Origin of the sequence: Sphingopyxis indica (assembly GCF_032879645.1) — a bacterium.
Classification (GTDB): Bacteria; Pseudomonadota; Alphaproteobacteria; order Sphingomonadales; family Sphingomonadaceae; genus Sphingopyxis; species Sphingopyxis indica.
In genome coordinates this window covers 322,047-336,875 of record NZ_CP076395.1, presented here as the reverse complement: position 1 = coordinate 336,875, position 14,829 = coordinate 322,047, and the positions used below count along the sequence as shown (strand labels likewise).

Genomic DNA, 14,829 nt, shown 5'->3' with positions numbered 1-14,829 from the left:
GGCGCCTTTAGGAAAGCCGACCCCATGGCCCTCGCCGATCCGCAGCGCATCGAGGCGCTCGACCCCTTCGACCCGCTCGCGCTCGACGCCCAGCTTTCCGAAGAGGAGCGGATGGTCCGCGACACCGCGCGCAGCTATGCGCAAAGCGAGCTGCTGCCGCGCGTCACCTCGGCCTTTCTCGAGGAGCGCTTCGACCGCGAGATCATGTCCGAAATGGGCGCGCTCGGGCTGCTCGGCGCGACGATCGACCCCGAATATGGCGGCGCGGGGCTCAACTATGTCAGCTACGGCCTGATCGCGCGCGAGGTCGAGCGTGTCGATTCGGGCTATCGCTCGGCCTGCTCGGTGCAGTCGAGCCTCGTGATGCACCCGATAGGCGCCTATGGCAGCGACGAGCAGAAGAAGCGCTTCCTTCCGGGCCTGGCCTCGGGCGAACTCGTCGGCTGCTTCGGCCTGACCGAACCCGATGCCGGCAGCGACCCCGCGGGGATGCGCACGCGCGCCGAAAGGATCGCGGGCGGCTACCGTCTCAAGGGCGCGAAAATGTGGATCACCAATTCGCCGATCGCCGACGTCTTCGTCGTGTGGGCGAAGTCGGAGGCGCACGATGGCGCGATCCGCGGCTTCCTGCTCGAAAAGGGCATGAAGGGCCTGTCGGCGCCGAAGATCGAGGGCAAGGTGTCGCTGCGCGCCTCGGTGACCGGCGAGATTGTGATGGACTCCGTCGAGGTCGGCGAGGATGCGCTGCTGCCGAACGTGTCGGGCCTCAAAGGCCCCTTCGGCTGCCTCAACCGCGCGCGCTACGGCATCGGCTGGGGCGCGATGGGCGCCGCCGAATTCTGCTATGAGGCGGCACGCAATTACACGCTCGAAAGGAAGCAGTTCGGGCGGCCGCTCGCCGCGAACCAGATCGTGCAATTGAAGCTCGCGAACATGCTCACCGAAATCGCGCTCGGCACCGAAGCCGCGCTGCGCACCGGGCGGCTGATCGACGAGGGCCGCCTCGCCCCCGACCGCATCAGCCTCTTGAAGCGCAACAATTGCGGCAAGGCGCTCGACATCGCGCGGGTCGCGCGCGACATGCACGGCGGCAACGGCATTTCGGCCGAATATCATGTGATCCGCCACGCGGTGAACCTCGAGACGGTGAACACCTATGAAGGCACGCACGACGTCCATGCGCTGATCCTCGGCCGCGCGATCACCGGCATCAGCGCCTTTTCCTGAGATGAAGCCGCTCGCAGGCCTGCGCGTCGTCGAACTGGCGCGCGTGCTCGCGGGGCCGTGGTGCGGGCAATTGCTCGCCGACCTCGGCGCCGAGGTGATCAAGGTCGAGCGCCCGGGGGTCGGCGACGACACGCGGCAATGGGGACCGCCCTTCGTCACCGGACCCGCGGGCGAAGATCTGGGCGCGGCCTATTATCACAGCTGCAACCGCGGCAAGCGCAGCGTCGCGATCGACATATCGAGCCCCGACGGACAGGCCGAATTGCGCGGCCTGCTCGCCGGTGCCGATGTGGTGATCGAAAATTACAAGGTCGGCGGGCTCGCCAAATATGGCCTGTCGCCCGAGCGGCTGCGCGAGGATTTCCCGCGGCTGATCATCTGCTCGGTCACCGGCTTCGGACAGACCGGTCCCTATGCGCACCGCGCCGGCTATGATTTCATCATCCAGGCGATGAGCGGCTTCATGTCGCTGACCGGCGAACCCGACGGGCCCCCGCAAAAGGCGGGAATCGCTTATGCCGACATCTTCACCGGCCTGTATGCGACCGTCGCGATCCTCGCGGCGTCAAGGCGTCGTGACGTCACCGGCGCGGGCGCGCATATCGACATGGCGCTGCTCGACAGCCAGGTCGCGGTGCTCGCAAACCAGGCGGCGAACTATCTCGCCGGCGGCGCGGTGCCGAAACGGATGGGCAACGGCCACGCCAATGTCGTTCCCTATCAGGCCTTTGCGACCGCCGACGGCGAGCTGGTGGTCGCGGTCGGCAACGACGGCCAGTTCCGGAAACTCTGCCATATCCTCGGCGAGCCCGGCTGGGCCGACGACGCGCGCTTCGCGACCAACGCCGCGCGGCTCGCGAACCGCAAGGCGCTGATCCCGCTGCTCGCGGCAAAGATCGCGGGCTGGGACGCGCAGCCGCTGTCGCGCGCGCTCGAGGCCGAGGGGGTGCCCGCGGGACCGATCAACGACATGGCCGCGGTGTTCGCCGACCCGCAGGTGGTCGCGCGCGGCCTGCGCTTCCGCCCCGACGGCGCGTCGATCGACGGGATCGCAAGCCCGATCGTCATCGACGGCGAGCGCATGGTCGCGCGCGCCGGCGCCCCGCCGCTGGGCAAGACGCGCGGCGGATAGCCCGCCCCCCGCAACCGATCGGGGCTTATGGACAGGACGCCCCCCCTGTATAAGCCGGACCGCAAAGCTATGCGGCCTACGTATGCGCGTTGCAATCGCACCGGGCAGCGGTCACTTTCATCGTCGATATCCAAGGGGAATAGCGTGAGCGTCAAAGTCGGAACATTGGTGCTGTTCGGGGCCACGGGCGATCTGGCGCACCGGATGCTCTTTCCCTCGCTCTACAATCTGCACATGGACGGGCTGCTCGCCGATACGCTGACGATCGTCGGCTCGGGACGTTCGCAGATGGACTGCGCGGCGTTTCAGGCGCAGGTGCGCGCGGCGCTCACCGAACATCTGCCCGGGGACCGGGTCGAAGCCCCCGTCGTCGAGACCTTCCTTCAGCGGATCGACTATTGCGCGGTCGATGCCGGCAAGGGCACCGGCTACGACGATCTCGCCGCGCTGCTCGGGCCGCGCATGGACCAGCCGGTCGGCGTCTACCTCTCGACCCCGCCGTCGATGTTCGGTCCGATCGCGCAGGGGCTCGCCGCCGCGGGGATCGCCTGCGCCGAATGCCGGATCGCGATGGAAAAGCCGATCGGCCACGACCTCGCCTCGTCGCGCGAGGTCAACGAACAGGTCGGCAGCGCCTTTGCCGAGGACCATATTTTCCGCATCGACCATTATCTGGGCAAGGAAACGGTGCAGAATCTGCTCGCGCTGCGCTTTGCCAACATGCTCTTCGAGCCGCTGTGGAACGCGCGCGCGATCGACCATGTCCAGATCACCGTCGCCGAAACCGTCGGGCTCGAAGGCCGCGTCTCCTATTATGACGGCGTCGGCGCGCTCAAGGATATGGTGCAGAACCATATGCTCCAGCTGCTCGCGATCATCGCGATGGAGCCGCCGGCGAATGTCGGCTCGACCGCGGTGCGCGACGAAAAGGTGAAGCTGCTCCGCAGCTTGCGCAAGATGACCGCCGAGGATGTCAAGGCGCACAGCGTCAAGGGCCAATATACCGCAGGCGCGGTGAACGGCGAGGCGGTCGCGGGCTATGCCGACGAGCTCGGCAGGCCCTCGAACACCGAAACCTTCGTCGCGCTGAAAGCGTTCATCGACAATTGGCGGTGGAAGGGCGTGCCCTTTTACCTGCGCACCGGCAAGCGTATGCCGCGCCGCCAGTCCGAAGTGCTGATCCAGTTCAAGCCGGTGCCGCACAATATCTTCGCGCGCGTCGGCGCTCCGAAGCTCGATGCCAATGTCATGATCATCAATCTGCAGCCCGAAGAGAATATCCGCGTCAAGGTGATGGCAAAGCAGCCGGGGCTCGACCGCGAGGGCGTCAAGCTGCGCGAGGTCAATCTCGACGTGTCGCTGTCGCACAGCTTCGCGGGCGAGCGGCGGCGGATCGCCTACGAACGCCTGCTGCTCGACTTCATCGAGGGCGAGCAGACCTTGTTCGTGCGCCGCGACGAGGTCGAGGCGCAGTGGCAGTGGATCGATTCGATCCGCGACGCCTGGGCCGCGGTCGACATGGTGCCGCAGAGCTACACCGCCGGCAGCTGGGGCCCGTCGAGCGCCATCGCGCTGATCGAACGCGACGGAGCGAGCTGGCATGATTGATCCCGCGCGCCCGGCCGACGACTGGCTGCTGATCGACATCGACGGCGAGGACGTCCATTTCGGCACTTTCGCGCGCGGCGGCGGGTCGGGCATCGACCGTTATCGCGCCTATCGCTCGGGCGACCATATGACGGCGACCGATTGCATCATGCACTATGCGCGCGAGGTGTCGCTGCCGCTGCAGGGACGGCGCACCGCGGTCGTCGTGTCGGGCGCGGTGGGCACCGACAGCATTCGCGTTGCGCGCTCGCGCTGGATCGTGTCCAAGTCCGGGCTTGAGCTGCTGTTCGGCGCGCGCCCGGTCTTTCTGAACGACAGCGTTGCAAAGGCGTGGGCCAATGTCGCGCTGCGGACGCCGGTGCGCATCGTCGGCGGCGAGCGCCAGCCCGACTTTGCCGCGCCCGGCAAGACCGTCGTGCTCAACTATGCGACCGGGCTCGGCGGCGCGGTGATCCACGTCCCCGAAAGCGGCGCGGCCTTCGTCACCGAAACCGAATGCGGCCACATCGGCTTCGCGCCCGAAACCGACCTCGAACGCGACCTGTGCGGCCAGCTTGCGCGCCTCAATCCGCGCGTCACCTATGAACGGGTGCTGACGCTCGATCGCGACGATCCGGTGTGGAACAGATTGTCGCGCCCCGTCGCTCCCGCCGAACGCGACCTGCTGCGCGCCGCCGTGCTCGGCGCCTTCGCGGGCGATCTGGTGCTCGCCTATACCGCGTGGGGCGGGGTGTTTCTCGACGGCGAGCGCTGCGGCTTCCTCACCGACGCAGCGGCCGCCGCCGCCTTCAACGAGCGGTTCGCCCACAAGGGACATTTCCGCGCGAATGTCCGCGCCGCGCCACGCTGGCTCGCCCCTGCGAGCGATCATAATCTGAACGGGGTCGCGCACATGCTCGCGACCTCGCATTGACGGAAATCCCCCATGACCACCCTCCACCCCGCCATCGCGCGCGTCACCGACCGCATCATCGAGCGCAGCCGCAAGCGCCGCGCCGCCTATCTCGAGCTGATCGACGGCCAGCGCGCCGCGGGGACCAACCGCGGGATGCTGTCGTGCGGCAATCTTGCGCACGGCTTCGCCGCGTCGGGCGAGGACAAGCCGGCGATCCGCAGCGGGGCGGAGATGAACATCGGCATCGTCACCGCCTATAACGACATGCTTTCGGCGCATCAGCCCTATGGCCGCTACGCCGAGCAGATCAAGATTTTCGCGCGCGAGGCCGGCGCGACGGCGCAGGTCGCGGGCGGCGTGCCCGCGATGTGCGACGGGGTGACGCAGGGGCAGGCGGGGATGGACCTGTCGCTGTTCAGCCGTGACACTATCGCGCAGGGCACCGCGATCGCGCTCAGCCACGCGATGTTCGAGGGCGCGCTGCTGCTCGGCATCTGCGACAAGATCGTTCCCGGACTGCTGATCGGCGCGCTGCGCTTCGGCCATCTGCCGACGATCCTGGTCCCCGCGGGGCCGATGCCCTCGGGGCTCGCGAACAAGGAAAAGCAGCGCGTGCGCCAGCTCTATGCCGAGGGCAAGGCGACGCGCGACGACCTGCTCGAAGCCGAATCCAGGGCCTATCATGGCGCGGGCACCTGCACCTTTTACGGCACCGCCAATTCGAACCAGATGATGATGGAGCTGATGGGGCTGCACATCCCCGGCGCCGCCTTCGTCAATCCGGGCACCAAGCTGCGCCAGGCGCTGACCCGCGCCGCGACGCACCGGCTGACGCAGATCGGCTGGGACGGCGACGATTATCGCCCGCTCGGCCGCTGCGTCGACGAAAAGGCGATCGTCAACGCCGCGGTCGGCCTGCTCGCGACCGGCGGCTCGACCAATCACGCGATCCATCTGCCCGCGATCGCGCGCGCGGCGGGGATCGTCATCGACTGGCAGGATTTCGACGAATTGAGCCGCGCGGTGCCGCTGCTCGCGCGCGTCTATCCGAACGGCGCCGGCGACGTGAATCATTTCCACGCCGCGGGCGGGATCGGCTTCGTCGTGCGCGAACTGCTCGACGCCGGGTTGATCCATGGCGACCTGCTGACCGTCGGCGGCGACATGGCCGACTATAGCGGCGAGCCGCTGCTCGTCGACGACGAGCTCCACTGGGAATCGCCGCCCGCCGAGACGCGCGACGATGCGATGCTGCGCCCGGTCGCGGCCCCCTTCTCGCCCGATGGCGGGATGCGGCTCCTGTCGGGCAATCTCGGCCGCGCGATCATCAAGACGAGCGCGGTCGAAGAGGATCGCTGGACCGTCGAGGCGCCCGCACGCATATTCGACGACCAGAATCAGGTGATCGCCGCGTTCAAGGCGGGCGAGCTCGATCGCGACTGCGTCGTCGTCGTCCGTTTCCAGGGACCGCGCGCGAACGGCATGCCCGAGCTGCACAAGCTGACCCCGTCGCTCGGCGTGCTGCAGGACAAGGGCTACCGCGTCGCCTTGCTCACCGACGGGCGCATGTCGGGTGCGAGCGGCAAGGTGCCCGCGGTGATCCATTTGTCGCCCGAGGCGCTGCCCGGCATCGACGGGGTCAGCGGCCCGCTCGCCTATCTGCGCGACGGCGACATGGTGCGCGTCTGCGCGCGCCGCGGCGAGGTGGTCGCGCTGGTCGACGAGGGCGAATGGGCCGCGCGCGCGCCCGCCGCGCCGCCGCCGCCCGCGCTCGGCGTCGGCCGCGAACTGTTCGCGCTGTTCCGCCACCACGCCGACGAAGCCGAAAAGGGCGGCTCGGCGATGCTCGCGGCGATGGAGACGATTCTCTGACCATCGCCCCCGCGGCGAATCGAAAAATGGAGTTTGAAAATGTCCGACAGCGCTATCGAACAGATCATGGCGCTTGCGCCGGTGATCCCGGTGATCGTGATCGACCGGGCCGAAGACGCGGTGCCGATGGCCGAGGCGCTCGTCGCGGGCGGGCTTCCGGTGCTCGAAGTCACGCTGCGCACCCCCGCCGCGCTCGATGCGATCAAGGCGATGAAATCGGTCGCGGGCGCGGTCGTCGGCGCGGGCACCGTGCTCAACGCGAAGATGCTCGATGACGCACTCGACGCCGGCGCCGAATTCATCGTCTCGCCCGGCCTCACCGACAGCCTCGGCGAAGCGGCGGTCGCGGCGGGCATTCCCTTCCTGCCCGGCGTCGCCAACGCCGCGAACATCATGGCCGGGCTCGACCTCGGGCTCGGCAGCTTCAAATTCTTCCCTGCGGCGACGAGCGGCGGCATCCCCGCGCTCAAGGCGCTCGCGGGGCCCTTCGGCGGCGTCACCTTCTGCCCCACCGGCGGGATCAGCGCCGCGACCGCGCCCGAATGGCTCGCGCTCGATCCGGTGCTCTGCGTCGGCGGCAGCTGGGTGGTGCCGTCGGGTCCGCTTGACACCGCGCGGATCGAGGCGCTCGCGCGCGAGGCGGCGGCGCTCGCGCATCCTTGATTCGCGCCGTCGCCCCTGCCATCCTTTCGCCCGGGCGCGCCGATCGCGCCGCGGGCGGGAGGATATGGGGTGAGCGCGGACAATGAACCGATCGTCCTGCCGCCCTGGAAGGGCGGCGACGGGTCGAACCTCAACCTTACGCGCTGGCTGCCGCAGGGCGACCCGAAAGCGGTGGTGCTGCTCGCGCACGGCTATGCCGAACACGCCGAGCGCTACGCTCATGTCGCCGCGCGGCTGACCGCAGCGGGCCATGCCGTCTATGCCGTCGACCATTGGGGGCACGGCAGGTCGAGCGGGACGATGGGCTATGTCCCGTCCTTTTCCTTTTATCTGGACGGCATGAAGGGGCTGATCGAGCGCGTCCGCACCGCCTGGCCGGGCAAGCCACGCCTGCTCCTGGGGCACAGCATGGGCGGGCTGATCGCGGCGCTGCTGCTGATCGAGCACCAGCGCGACTTCGCCGCCGCCGCGCTCTCCGGCCCCGCGATCCTGCCGCCCCAGCCGCCGTCCAAGCCGATGATCCGGATCAGCCGCTTCCTGTCGGGCTATTTTCCCCGCGCCGGGGTGATGAAGCTCGATCCGACGGGTATCAGCCGCGATCCCGCGGTTGTCGCGGCCTATCGCGCCGATCTTTGGGTTCACAGCGGCAAGATGAGCGCGCGGCTCGCCGCCGAGATGTTCGACGCAATGGCCCGCGCGCGCGAGGGCGCCGGGGCGATCGCCCTGCCGCTCCTCATTCAGCACGGCGGCGAGGACCGGCTGACCGCGCCCGCCGGATCGCGCTTCCTGTTCGACCATGTCGCGTCGACCGACAAAAGGCTCGAAATCTATCCGGGGCTGTTCCACGAAATCTACAATGAGCCCGAACGCGATGCGGTGCTGGGCGATCTGATCGCATGGTTCGACGCGCATGTGGCAGGATAGATCAAACCCCTCCCCTTCAGGAGTGCGCCATGAAATACCTCCTCATCCTTATCTTCGCGCCATTGATCGCGCTCGCGCTGCTCTATTTCCTCTTCCCCGGCCGGCTCGTCGCGCTGATGCGCTCGCTCGTGCGGCGGCGCGGGCGGCTGGTGCGCAAGAGCATCGCCGTCGACGGGCGCGTCTGGCCCTATTTGGAGGGCGGCGACCCATCGAAACCGGCGCTGGTGATGGTTCACGGCTTCGGCGCCGACAAGGATCACTGGAGCTTTTATGCGCGCTGGCTGACGCGCGACTATCGGCTGATCGCGCCCGACCTGCCGGGGTTCGGCGAGAATGATCGCGACCCGGCCCTGCCCTTCGACATCGCCAGCCAGACCGCGCGGCTCAAGGCCTTCCTCGACGCGCTCGGGATCGAGCGGCCGCATCTCGGCGGCAACAGCATGGGCGGCTGGATCGCGCTGCGCTTCGCGATCGACCATCCCGATCGCCTCGCCACGCTGACCCTGCTCAACAATGCCGGGGTGCTGGGCGAGAAGGAAAGCGAACTGCAGCGGCTCGCCGCGGCGCGCGACTACAACCCGCTCGTCCTCGCCAATATCGAGGATGCCGACCGGCTCGTCGAATTCGTCGCGCACAAGCCGATGCGCGTGCCCGCGCGCCTCAAACCCGCGGTCTATGCCGACGCGCTGCGCTACCGCGACCTGCTCGACAGGATTTTCTGGGTGATCGCCGACGAGATGGAGGCGAAACCGCTCAACGACGAACTGGCAAAGGTCCGCGTGCCGACGCTGATCGTCTGGGGCCGCCACGACAGGCTGATCGACGTCAGCTGCGTCGCGGTGCTCGAAGCGGGGATCGCGGACAGCCGCGCGCATGTCTTCGACCATGTCGCGCATGTCCCGATGATCGAGGACCCGAAAGCGACCGCCGAGGTCCAGCGCGCCTTCCTTGCCGCGCACGAATCGCTCGCCGCCCCGGCAAATCCGCCGCCAACCGTGCGCTAAGCCCGACGAACCGCGAAATTTTTCGCGCGCAGCTTCGTTGTTCCTTCGACCGCGACATCACCCAGAATGTCGCCCCGGCCTGTGACGGCCGGCTGATTCTTCCCGGAGCGCTTCCGGGTCGCAAGGGAAGGGCGGAGGCCGCAGGGCGTCCGCCCTTTCTTGTGCCCCGCATCGCGAATGCCTTTCCCCGCCCGCCCCCGTTGACGCACGACGAATCGCCCCTTGCGAAAGCCGGGCCGAGTCGTGTCGCCGCCGCCGACCATGCGGGTTCATCCCCGCGCCAGCTTCGCGCGCCTAATCTGCCCGCCGGGACATAACAGGAAAGGAACGATCATGTTCTGGATCAAGAAACTGACGCTCTCCGCGCTGATCGGCGCGAGCGCCATCGCCGCTCTCCCCGCCGAAGCCGATGCGCGCGACCGTCACCATCGCCACGGCCATTACAGCCATCGCGACTATGACCGCTATCGCGACCACCGCCGCGATTACCGCCGCGACTATTATCGCGACCGCCGCGATTATCGCCCGCGCTATCATTGCCGGCGCGGCAGCGGGACGACCGGGCTGATCGTCGGCGGCGCCGCGGGCGCACTGCTCGGCCGCGAGGTCGATCGCTATGGCGACCGCGCGCCCGGCACGATCATCGGCGCCGCCGCCGGCGCGCTTCTCGGCCGCGAAATCGACCGCGGCGGCCGCTGCTGAGACCATTCCCCCTTCCCTTCTTCGTAGGGGAAGGGGGTTTCCGGCGCCGACGGGCCGCTTTGCGCCGCCCGCGCGCGATGCTATTCGCACATGCCATGGAAAGGCTCGCCACCTGCCACTGCGGCCAGCTTCGCCTCGCATGCGCCGGCGAGCCCGCCAAAGTGTCGCTCTGTCATTGCTTCGACTGCCAGCGCCGCACCGGATCGCTGTTCAGCGTCGCCGCCTTCTTTGCGCGATCGCAGACACGGCTGATCGCGGGCACCGCCCAAAGCTACACCCGTCCCTCGGCGAGCGGCTTCGCCGTATCCTTTCATTTCTGCCCCGAATGCGGCTCGTCGCTGTGGTGGGAACCCGAGCGGATGCCGCATCTGGTCGGCGTAGCCGCCGGCGCCTTCGCCGACCCCGCCTTCCCCATGCCCGAACAGGCGGTCTGGGCCGACGACGCGCACCCGTGGCTCGCGCTTCCCGCCGAAATCGCCGCGCACGCCAGGAATCCCGTAAAAGCCGCGCCGTCCGATTGACGGTCAGGGGCCGCTCGCCATCGCGGCGAGGCTTTGCGTCAGCGGTTCGAGCACCAGCGTGCCGAGCCGCACGCGCGGTGCCGCCGTCCCCGGCACCGCGGCGACGGCAAAACGGGGGTCGAGCCGCAGCGCCGCCGCCGACGCCTTCGCCGGCCGCACGGTGTAGCGGCCATAGGACACTTTCTCGAACAGGAAATAGCCGTCGAACTCGCTCGGCGTGGTCGCGCGCACCCGCCCCTCGGCATCGACGAGCTCGAGGCTGAGCCCCTCGACCGGATTGCCGCCGCCGCGCCGCACCACGCCTTCGATCTCGCCCGCCGCGCGCATCGGCAGCGCGATGCGCGTCGCGACGCCCGGGCGCGGGGTGACGACGACGCCGGGGAGCGCGGGCTGGACATAGGGATCGGGCAGGCTGCCCGCGTCGATCCCGATCAGCAGCGGGCGATACGGCTCCAGCCCGTCGACCACCGCCTCGCCGCGCGCGTCGGTCGCCGCATCGAACGCCATCTGCCCCGCGGTCAGCGGCACCCCCGCGACCGGCGCCTCGCCCGCCTGGCGCACGCCGTCGCCATTGTCGTCCATGAACACATCGGCGAGCAGCTGCCCCCGCCCGCCGAGCTTCTCGCTCGACACGCGCCAGCCGCCGCCGCGCGGGTCGGGGCCGAAGCTGAAGGCGAGCGACAGCGACGCGCCGACCGACCCGTCGCTCGCTACTTCGCCAAAGCCCGAAAGCTGCAAGCGATTGAAACGGCGCGTATAGCCCAGACCTGCGCGCGCGCGTGCCAGCCCCTCGTCATAGCCCAGCTCGGCGCGCCACTCGGCCTCGCCCGCCCCCGCCCATTCGGCGATCAGCGCGGCGCGCGAATCGCTGCCTTCGCCCGACAGCGCAAAGCGCGCCTCGCCGCGCAGGCGGACGCGCCCGATCCGGGCATTGGCGAGCAGCGTCGCGGTCAGCGTGTCGGGCGGATCGGGGCCGAAGGGCATGTGGCTCTCTGTCCAGTCGAGCTGCCCGGTGAAGCTCATCGCGCGCGCGCTGACCGATGCGCGTCCGGTCGCGGTCAGGCTCGAAACCCCCGAGGCGCGCGTCGTGTGCGACAGGTCGAAATGGAGCGGCAGCACCCCGCGCCCGAGCGCGAGCGACTGGTCGACCGACAGGCTGTAGAGGCCCGTCACCCCGCCGACGAAGCGGTCCGATACGAAGCCGCCCCATCCGCGCATTGCATCGGCGCGGACATAGGTGTCGCCGACCGCGGCGAGCCAGCTCAGCCGCGCCGCGCGCCCGCCATCGTCGGCATAGGCGCCCGCAGCCTCGATCAGCGACGGCCCGATCGCGCGGCGCAGCGCGAGTTCGGCATAGCTGCGGCGGACATTCTCGATCAGCAGGCTGTGCGCATAGCCCGCGACCGAGGTGCGCGTGTCGAGCCCGCGCTCGATCCCCGCCGTGCCGCGCCAGCCGCGGCGCCAGACCGACGGGCGATCGCCAAAGCCGATCAGGTCGGTGTCCTCCTGCGCAAAGCCCGCCCAATACCAGGTTTCGCGCGGCGGAATCGAATCGGTTCCGACCTGCAACCGCTTGATCTCGCGCCGGATCTGCCCCTGCGGGCCATAAAGCACGATCTCGAAGCGGTTCGTCCCATATTGCAGCGGCACGTCGAGAAATTCATAGCGCCCGTCGCCGTTGGGCGTCGCGAAGGCGAGCAATTGCCCGTTGCGATAGAGCTCGGCGTCCCATCCGGCGGGCAGGTCGCCGCGAAAGCTCGTCTTGTCGAACGCGTCGGGACGCTCGACCGGGCGGTTGGTCAGTACCGCCCCGCGCCCGGGAACCGACTGCGCGACGAGCCCCGTCGCGAGCAGATTGACGTCGCCCGCCGCATAATGGGTCGCTCGGAGCGCTCCGAGCAATTGCCCCGCCGGGTCGGTGCGATAGAGCCGCAGGCGCAAGCTGTCGGGAACCCCCTGCTCGTCCGACGCGAGCCGCGCGTCGAAGCTGTGCTTCAGCGCCTCGCCGGCGGCGAAAATCTCGTAGCGCGCCTGAACGTAGGAGCCGCCGCGCCGGTCGTCGACCGCCGCCGCCGACGCGACGACATCGACCGACGGCGTCGCCCACAGGCGATAAGGGCGCGCCGCTTGCGGCAGGCTGGCGAGGTCGAAGTCGGCGGCAGGGCGGAGCCCCGCAGCGCGCGCTCGGCGCTCGGCAGCGAGCTGGAACGGCAGCTTTTCCTTTGTGTCGAGGCGCAGCACCGCATTGGGCAGGTCGGCCGCGACCGGAATGCCGAGCCACTCGGTCAGCCGCTCCAGATCGACGCACCATCCCGCCGCGGTGTCGCGAATGTCGTCCGGCTCGATGCGGTGGGTTTCAGTGCCCGCGCGCACCGTCGCCGCGTCGCGGTCGATCGTCAGCGTCCGCCGCTCGTCGAGCACCCAGCCACTTGCGCGGCGCAACTTCCTGTCGATCCGCACCGCGAGATCGAGCGCGAGTATCATGTCGCCCAGGTCGACGCAGAGCCCCTGCGGCGTCTGAAACCCGCGCACCCCGCCACCGAGCCGATATTGCCCCGATCGCAGGTCGAACAGCCAGCTGTCGTCGGCGTTCGGCGTCCAGCCGTCGCCCGCGACCGCCGCCGGCGCGCTATCGGCCGCTTCGGCGCTGGCGGAACCGAGTCCCGCCAGCGCCAGCGCGGCGACGATCAAGCGCCCCCACCGCATCGCGGCCGCGCGAATCTATCCCGTGCCCCCGGCCCTGCTAATTCACCACCCGATCGGCTTCGTCGATCGTGCCGCCGCCGAGTTCGCGATCCTCGCTGTAGCGGATATGCACCGGCCCCTTGAGCGCCGCGGCGACCTCGGCGGGGACGCGCAGCGACACGCGCCGCGCGGTGACTTCGGGATAGACCGCGATGCCGCGCGCGACGAGCAGCGGTTCGGGCGTGCCCGGCCGCGTCACCTCGATATCGCCATAGACCGATCGCGCGCCGCTGCGCGTCAGGTCGAATTCGAACGCCGGCCCGTCGGCGGTCTCCGCCACCCGCGCGGCGCCGATTTCGGCAGTCGCGGCGAGGTCGCCGACGCGGACGATCACCGGGATGGTGATGCCATAGATCGGGGTCAGCGCGATCGACACGCCGCTGCCGCCGATCGGCTTCGGCGCGGTCGCCGGCGCGGCGTCGGGCACCGCGCGGAACAGCATGTGCGCGCGATACTCGCCCGGCGGCGTCCCCTCGGGCACGCGCACCCCGACGCGGATCACCTGCGGCTGATTGGGCGGCAGGGTGACGCGGCGCGGGCTGAAGGCGATCATGCCGAGCGCGGCCCTTTCGGCCGCATCGGCGTCGGCCTCGGCGATCTCGTCGAGCCCGCCCGCGGCGGTCATCCGCTTGATCTCCAGGCTGATGCGATAGGTCGCGGGCTCGGCGCCGATATTGTTGAGCACCACTTCGGTGCCGCGCGATCCGTCGAGGACGAGCCGCGTCGGCGCGACCAGCAGGTCGCCCGCGGCGCTCGCCGGAACCGAAGTGAATCCGAACAAGGCAATGGAAAGCAGGCCCGCGGCCCTCAAGACACGAAACATCGTCACGATCCCCACAATCGTCGCCGCGCGGACGCCCCCGCCCGCTCGGCTATTTACCGGAGCTGGTCCGCTCCGCTGGTCCGGCTACCGGACTGCACGAGGATGGTTGATATTTCGCTAACCATGCAAAGACCCTACGAGAAAGGGCCGCCGGCACCCGCCGGCGGCCCTTATCGACCGGCAGACCCTGCGGCCCGCCGTCCCCCCGCCCGAACCTTACTGGTAATTGGCGGTGACGTTGAACGTCCCCGAATAGTCGCCCGCGGTCTGGTTGGCGCCGACGCTCAGCGTGCCGCCGACCTGAAAGCTGCCGCCCGTCGCGCCCAGCGTGACGCTCGCCGCCGAATAGCTCAACGTCGAGGTCATCGTGCCGCCGAGCGAGCCGGTCAGCGTGACGTTGGCATCGCCGCTCACATCGACCACCGCGCCGTCGGTGCCCGCGATGTTGAAATTGGCTGCGGTCGCGGTGCCGGTGCAGGTCAGCCCCGACCCGCAGGTCCGCGCGCCGGCGGTCGATACCTGCACGGTCGACGCCGTCGCGCCGCTGATCACGGTCGCATATTGCAGGTCGCTGGTGTTGGTGAGCGTGATCTGGCGCAGGATCTTGGCCTTGGCCGTCCCGGTCGCCGTCGCCGCCTGCGCCGCCGAAGCGTTGAGGGCGAGGGCAGCAATCGCGGCGCCCAGTAGGGCGCGCTTCATTCCAATGGTGCGCA

At 69.4% G+C, this 14,829-nt stretch carries 13 protein-coding genes; 10 read left to right on the top strand and 3 right to left on the bottom strand.

The window, feature by feature from the left end:
* Positions 1-24: 24 nt before the first annotated feature.
* From KNJ79_RS22130 to KNJ79_RS22085, 10 genes are all read left to right on the top strand, one after another.
* Positions 25-1,227, top strand: a complete 1,203-nt coding sequence (locus KNJ79_RS22130) for an acyl-CoA dehydrogenase (protein WP_317154045.1) — start codon at positions 25-27, stop codon at positions 1,225-1,227.
* A 1-nt stretch (position 1,228) separates the two neighbouring features.
* Positions 1,229-2,359 (top strand): CaiB/BaiF CoA transferase family protein, encoded by a 1,131-nt coding sequence (locus tag KNJ79_RS22125; protein WP_317154044.1) that lies wholly within the window; start codon positions 1,229-1,231, stop codon positions 2,357-2,359.
* A gap of 144 nt (positions 2,360-2,503) precedes the next feature.
* A complete protein-coding gene (zwf, locus tag KNJ79_RS22120; RefSeq protein ID WP_394357194.1) occupies positions 2,504-3,967 on the top strand; it encodes a glucose-6-phosphate dehydrogenase in 1,464 nt (487 codons plus the stop codon).
* A complete protein-coding gene (locus KNJ79_RS22115) occupies positions 3,960-4,880 on the top strand; it encodes a glucokinase (protein ID WP_317154043.1) in 921 nt (306 codons plus the stop codon). Before zwf ends, KNJ79_RS22115 begins: the two co-directional genes overlap by 8 nt.
* Positions 4,881-4,892: 12 nt before the next feature.
* Complete coding sequence (edd, locus tag KNJ79_RS22110) at positions 4,893-6,734, top strand: phosphogluconate dehydratase (protein WP_317154042.1); 1,842 nt, start codon at positions 4,893-4,895, stop codon at positions 6,732-6,734.
* Between the two features lie 39 nt (positions 6,735-6,773).
* Positions 6,774-7,397 carry a bifunctional 4-hydroxy-2-oxoglutarate aldolase/2-dehydro-3-deoxy-phosphogluconate aldolase gene (eda, locus tag KNJ79_RS22105; RefSeq protein ID WP_317154041.1) on the top strand — a complete coding sequence of 208 codons (624 nt, stop codon included), beginning with the start codon at positions 6,774-6,776 and terminating at the stop codon, positions 7,395-7,397.
* Between the two features lie 69 nt (positions 7,398-7,466).
* Positions 7,467-8,321 (top strand): alpha/beta hydrolase, encoded by an 855-nt coding sequence (locus KNJ79_RS22100; protein WP_317154040.1) that lies wholly within the window; start codon positions 7,467-7,469, stop codon positions 8,319-8,321.
* Between the two features lie 29 nt (positions 8,322-8,350).
* Complete coding sequence (locus KNJ79_RS22095) at positions 8,351-9,325, top strand: alpha/beta fold hydrolase (protein ID WP_317154039.1); 975 nt, start codon at positions 8,351-8,353, stop codon at positions 9,323-9,325.
* A 333-nt stretch (positions 9,326-9,658) separates the two neighbouring features.
* Positions 9,659-10,027 (top strand): glycine zipper 2TM domain-containing protein, encoded by a 369-nt coding sequence (locus KNJ79_RS22090; protein ID WP_317154038.1) that lies wholly within the window; start codon positions 9,659-9,661, stop codon positions 10,025-10,027.
* Positions 10,028-10,122: 95 nt separating this feature from the next.
* Entirely contained in the window at positions 10,123-10,548 is a 426-nt protein-coding gene (locus KNJ79_RS22085; protein ID WP_317154037.1) for a GFA family protein, read from the top strand.
* A 3-nt stretch (positions 10,549-10,551) separates the two neighbouring features.
* Here KNJ79_RS22085 and KNJ79_RS22080 read toward each other — a convergent pair whose 3' ends face one another.
* The 3 genes from KNJ79_RS22080 to KNJ79_RS22070 form a co-directional block, all read right to left on the bottom strand.
* Positions 10,552-13,239 (bottom strand): carboxypeptidase regulatory-like domain-containing protein, encoded by a 2,688-nt coding sequence (locus KNJ79_RS22080; RefSeq protein ID WP_317154036.1) that lies wholly within the window; start codon positions 13,237-13,239, stop codon positions 10,552-10,554.
* Between the two features lie 52 nt (positions 13,240-13,291).
* Complete coding sequence (locus KNJ79_RS22075; RefSeq protein WP_317154035.1) at positions 13,292-14,116, bottom strand: fimbrial biogenesis chaperone; 825 nt, start codon at positions 14,114-14,116, stop codon at positions 13,292-13,294.
* A 216-nt stretch (positions 14,117-14,332) separates the two neighbouring features.
* The gene (locus tag KNJ79_RS22070; protein WP_317154034.1) at positions 14,333-14,815 is read right to left on the bottom strand and encodes a DUF4402 domain-containing protein; all 483 of its coding nucleotides are present in this window, start codon (positions 14,813-14,815) and stop codon (positions 14,333-14,335) included.
* Between the last annotated feature and the right edge of the window lie 14 nt (positions 14,816-14,829).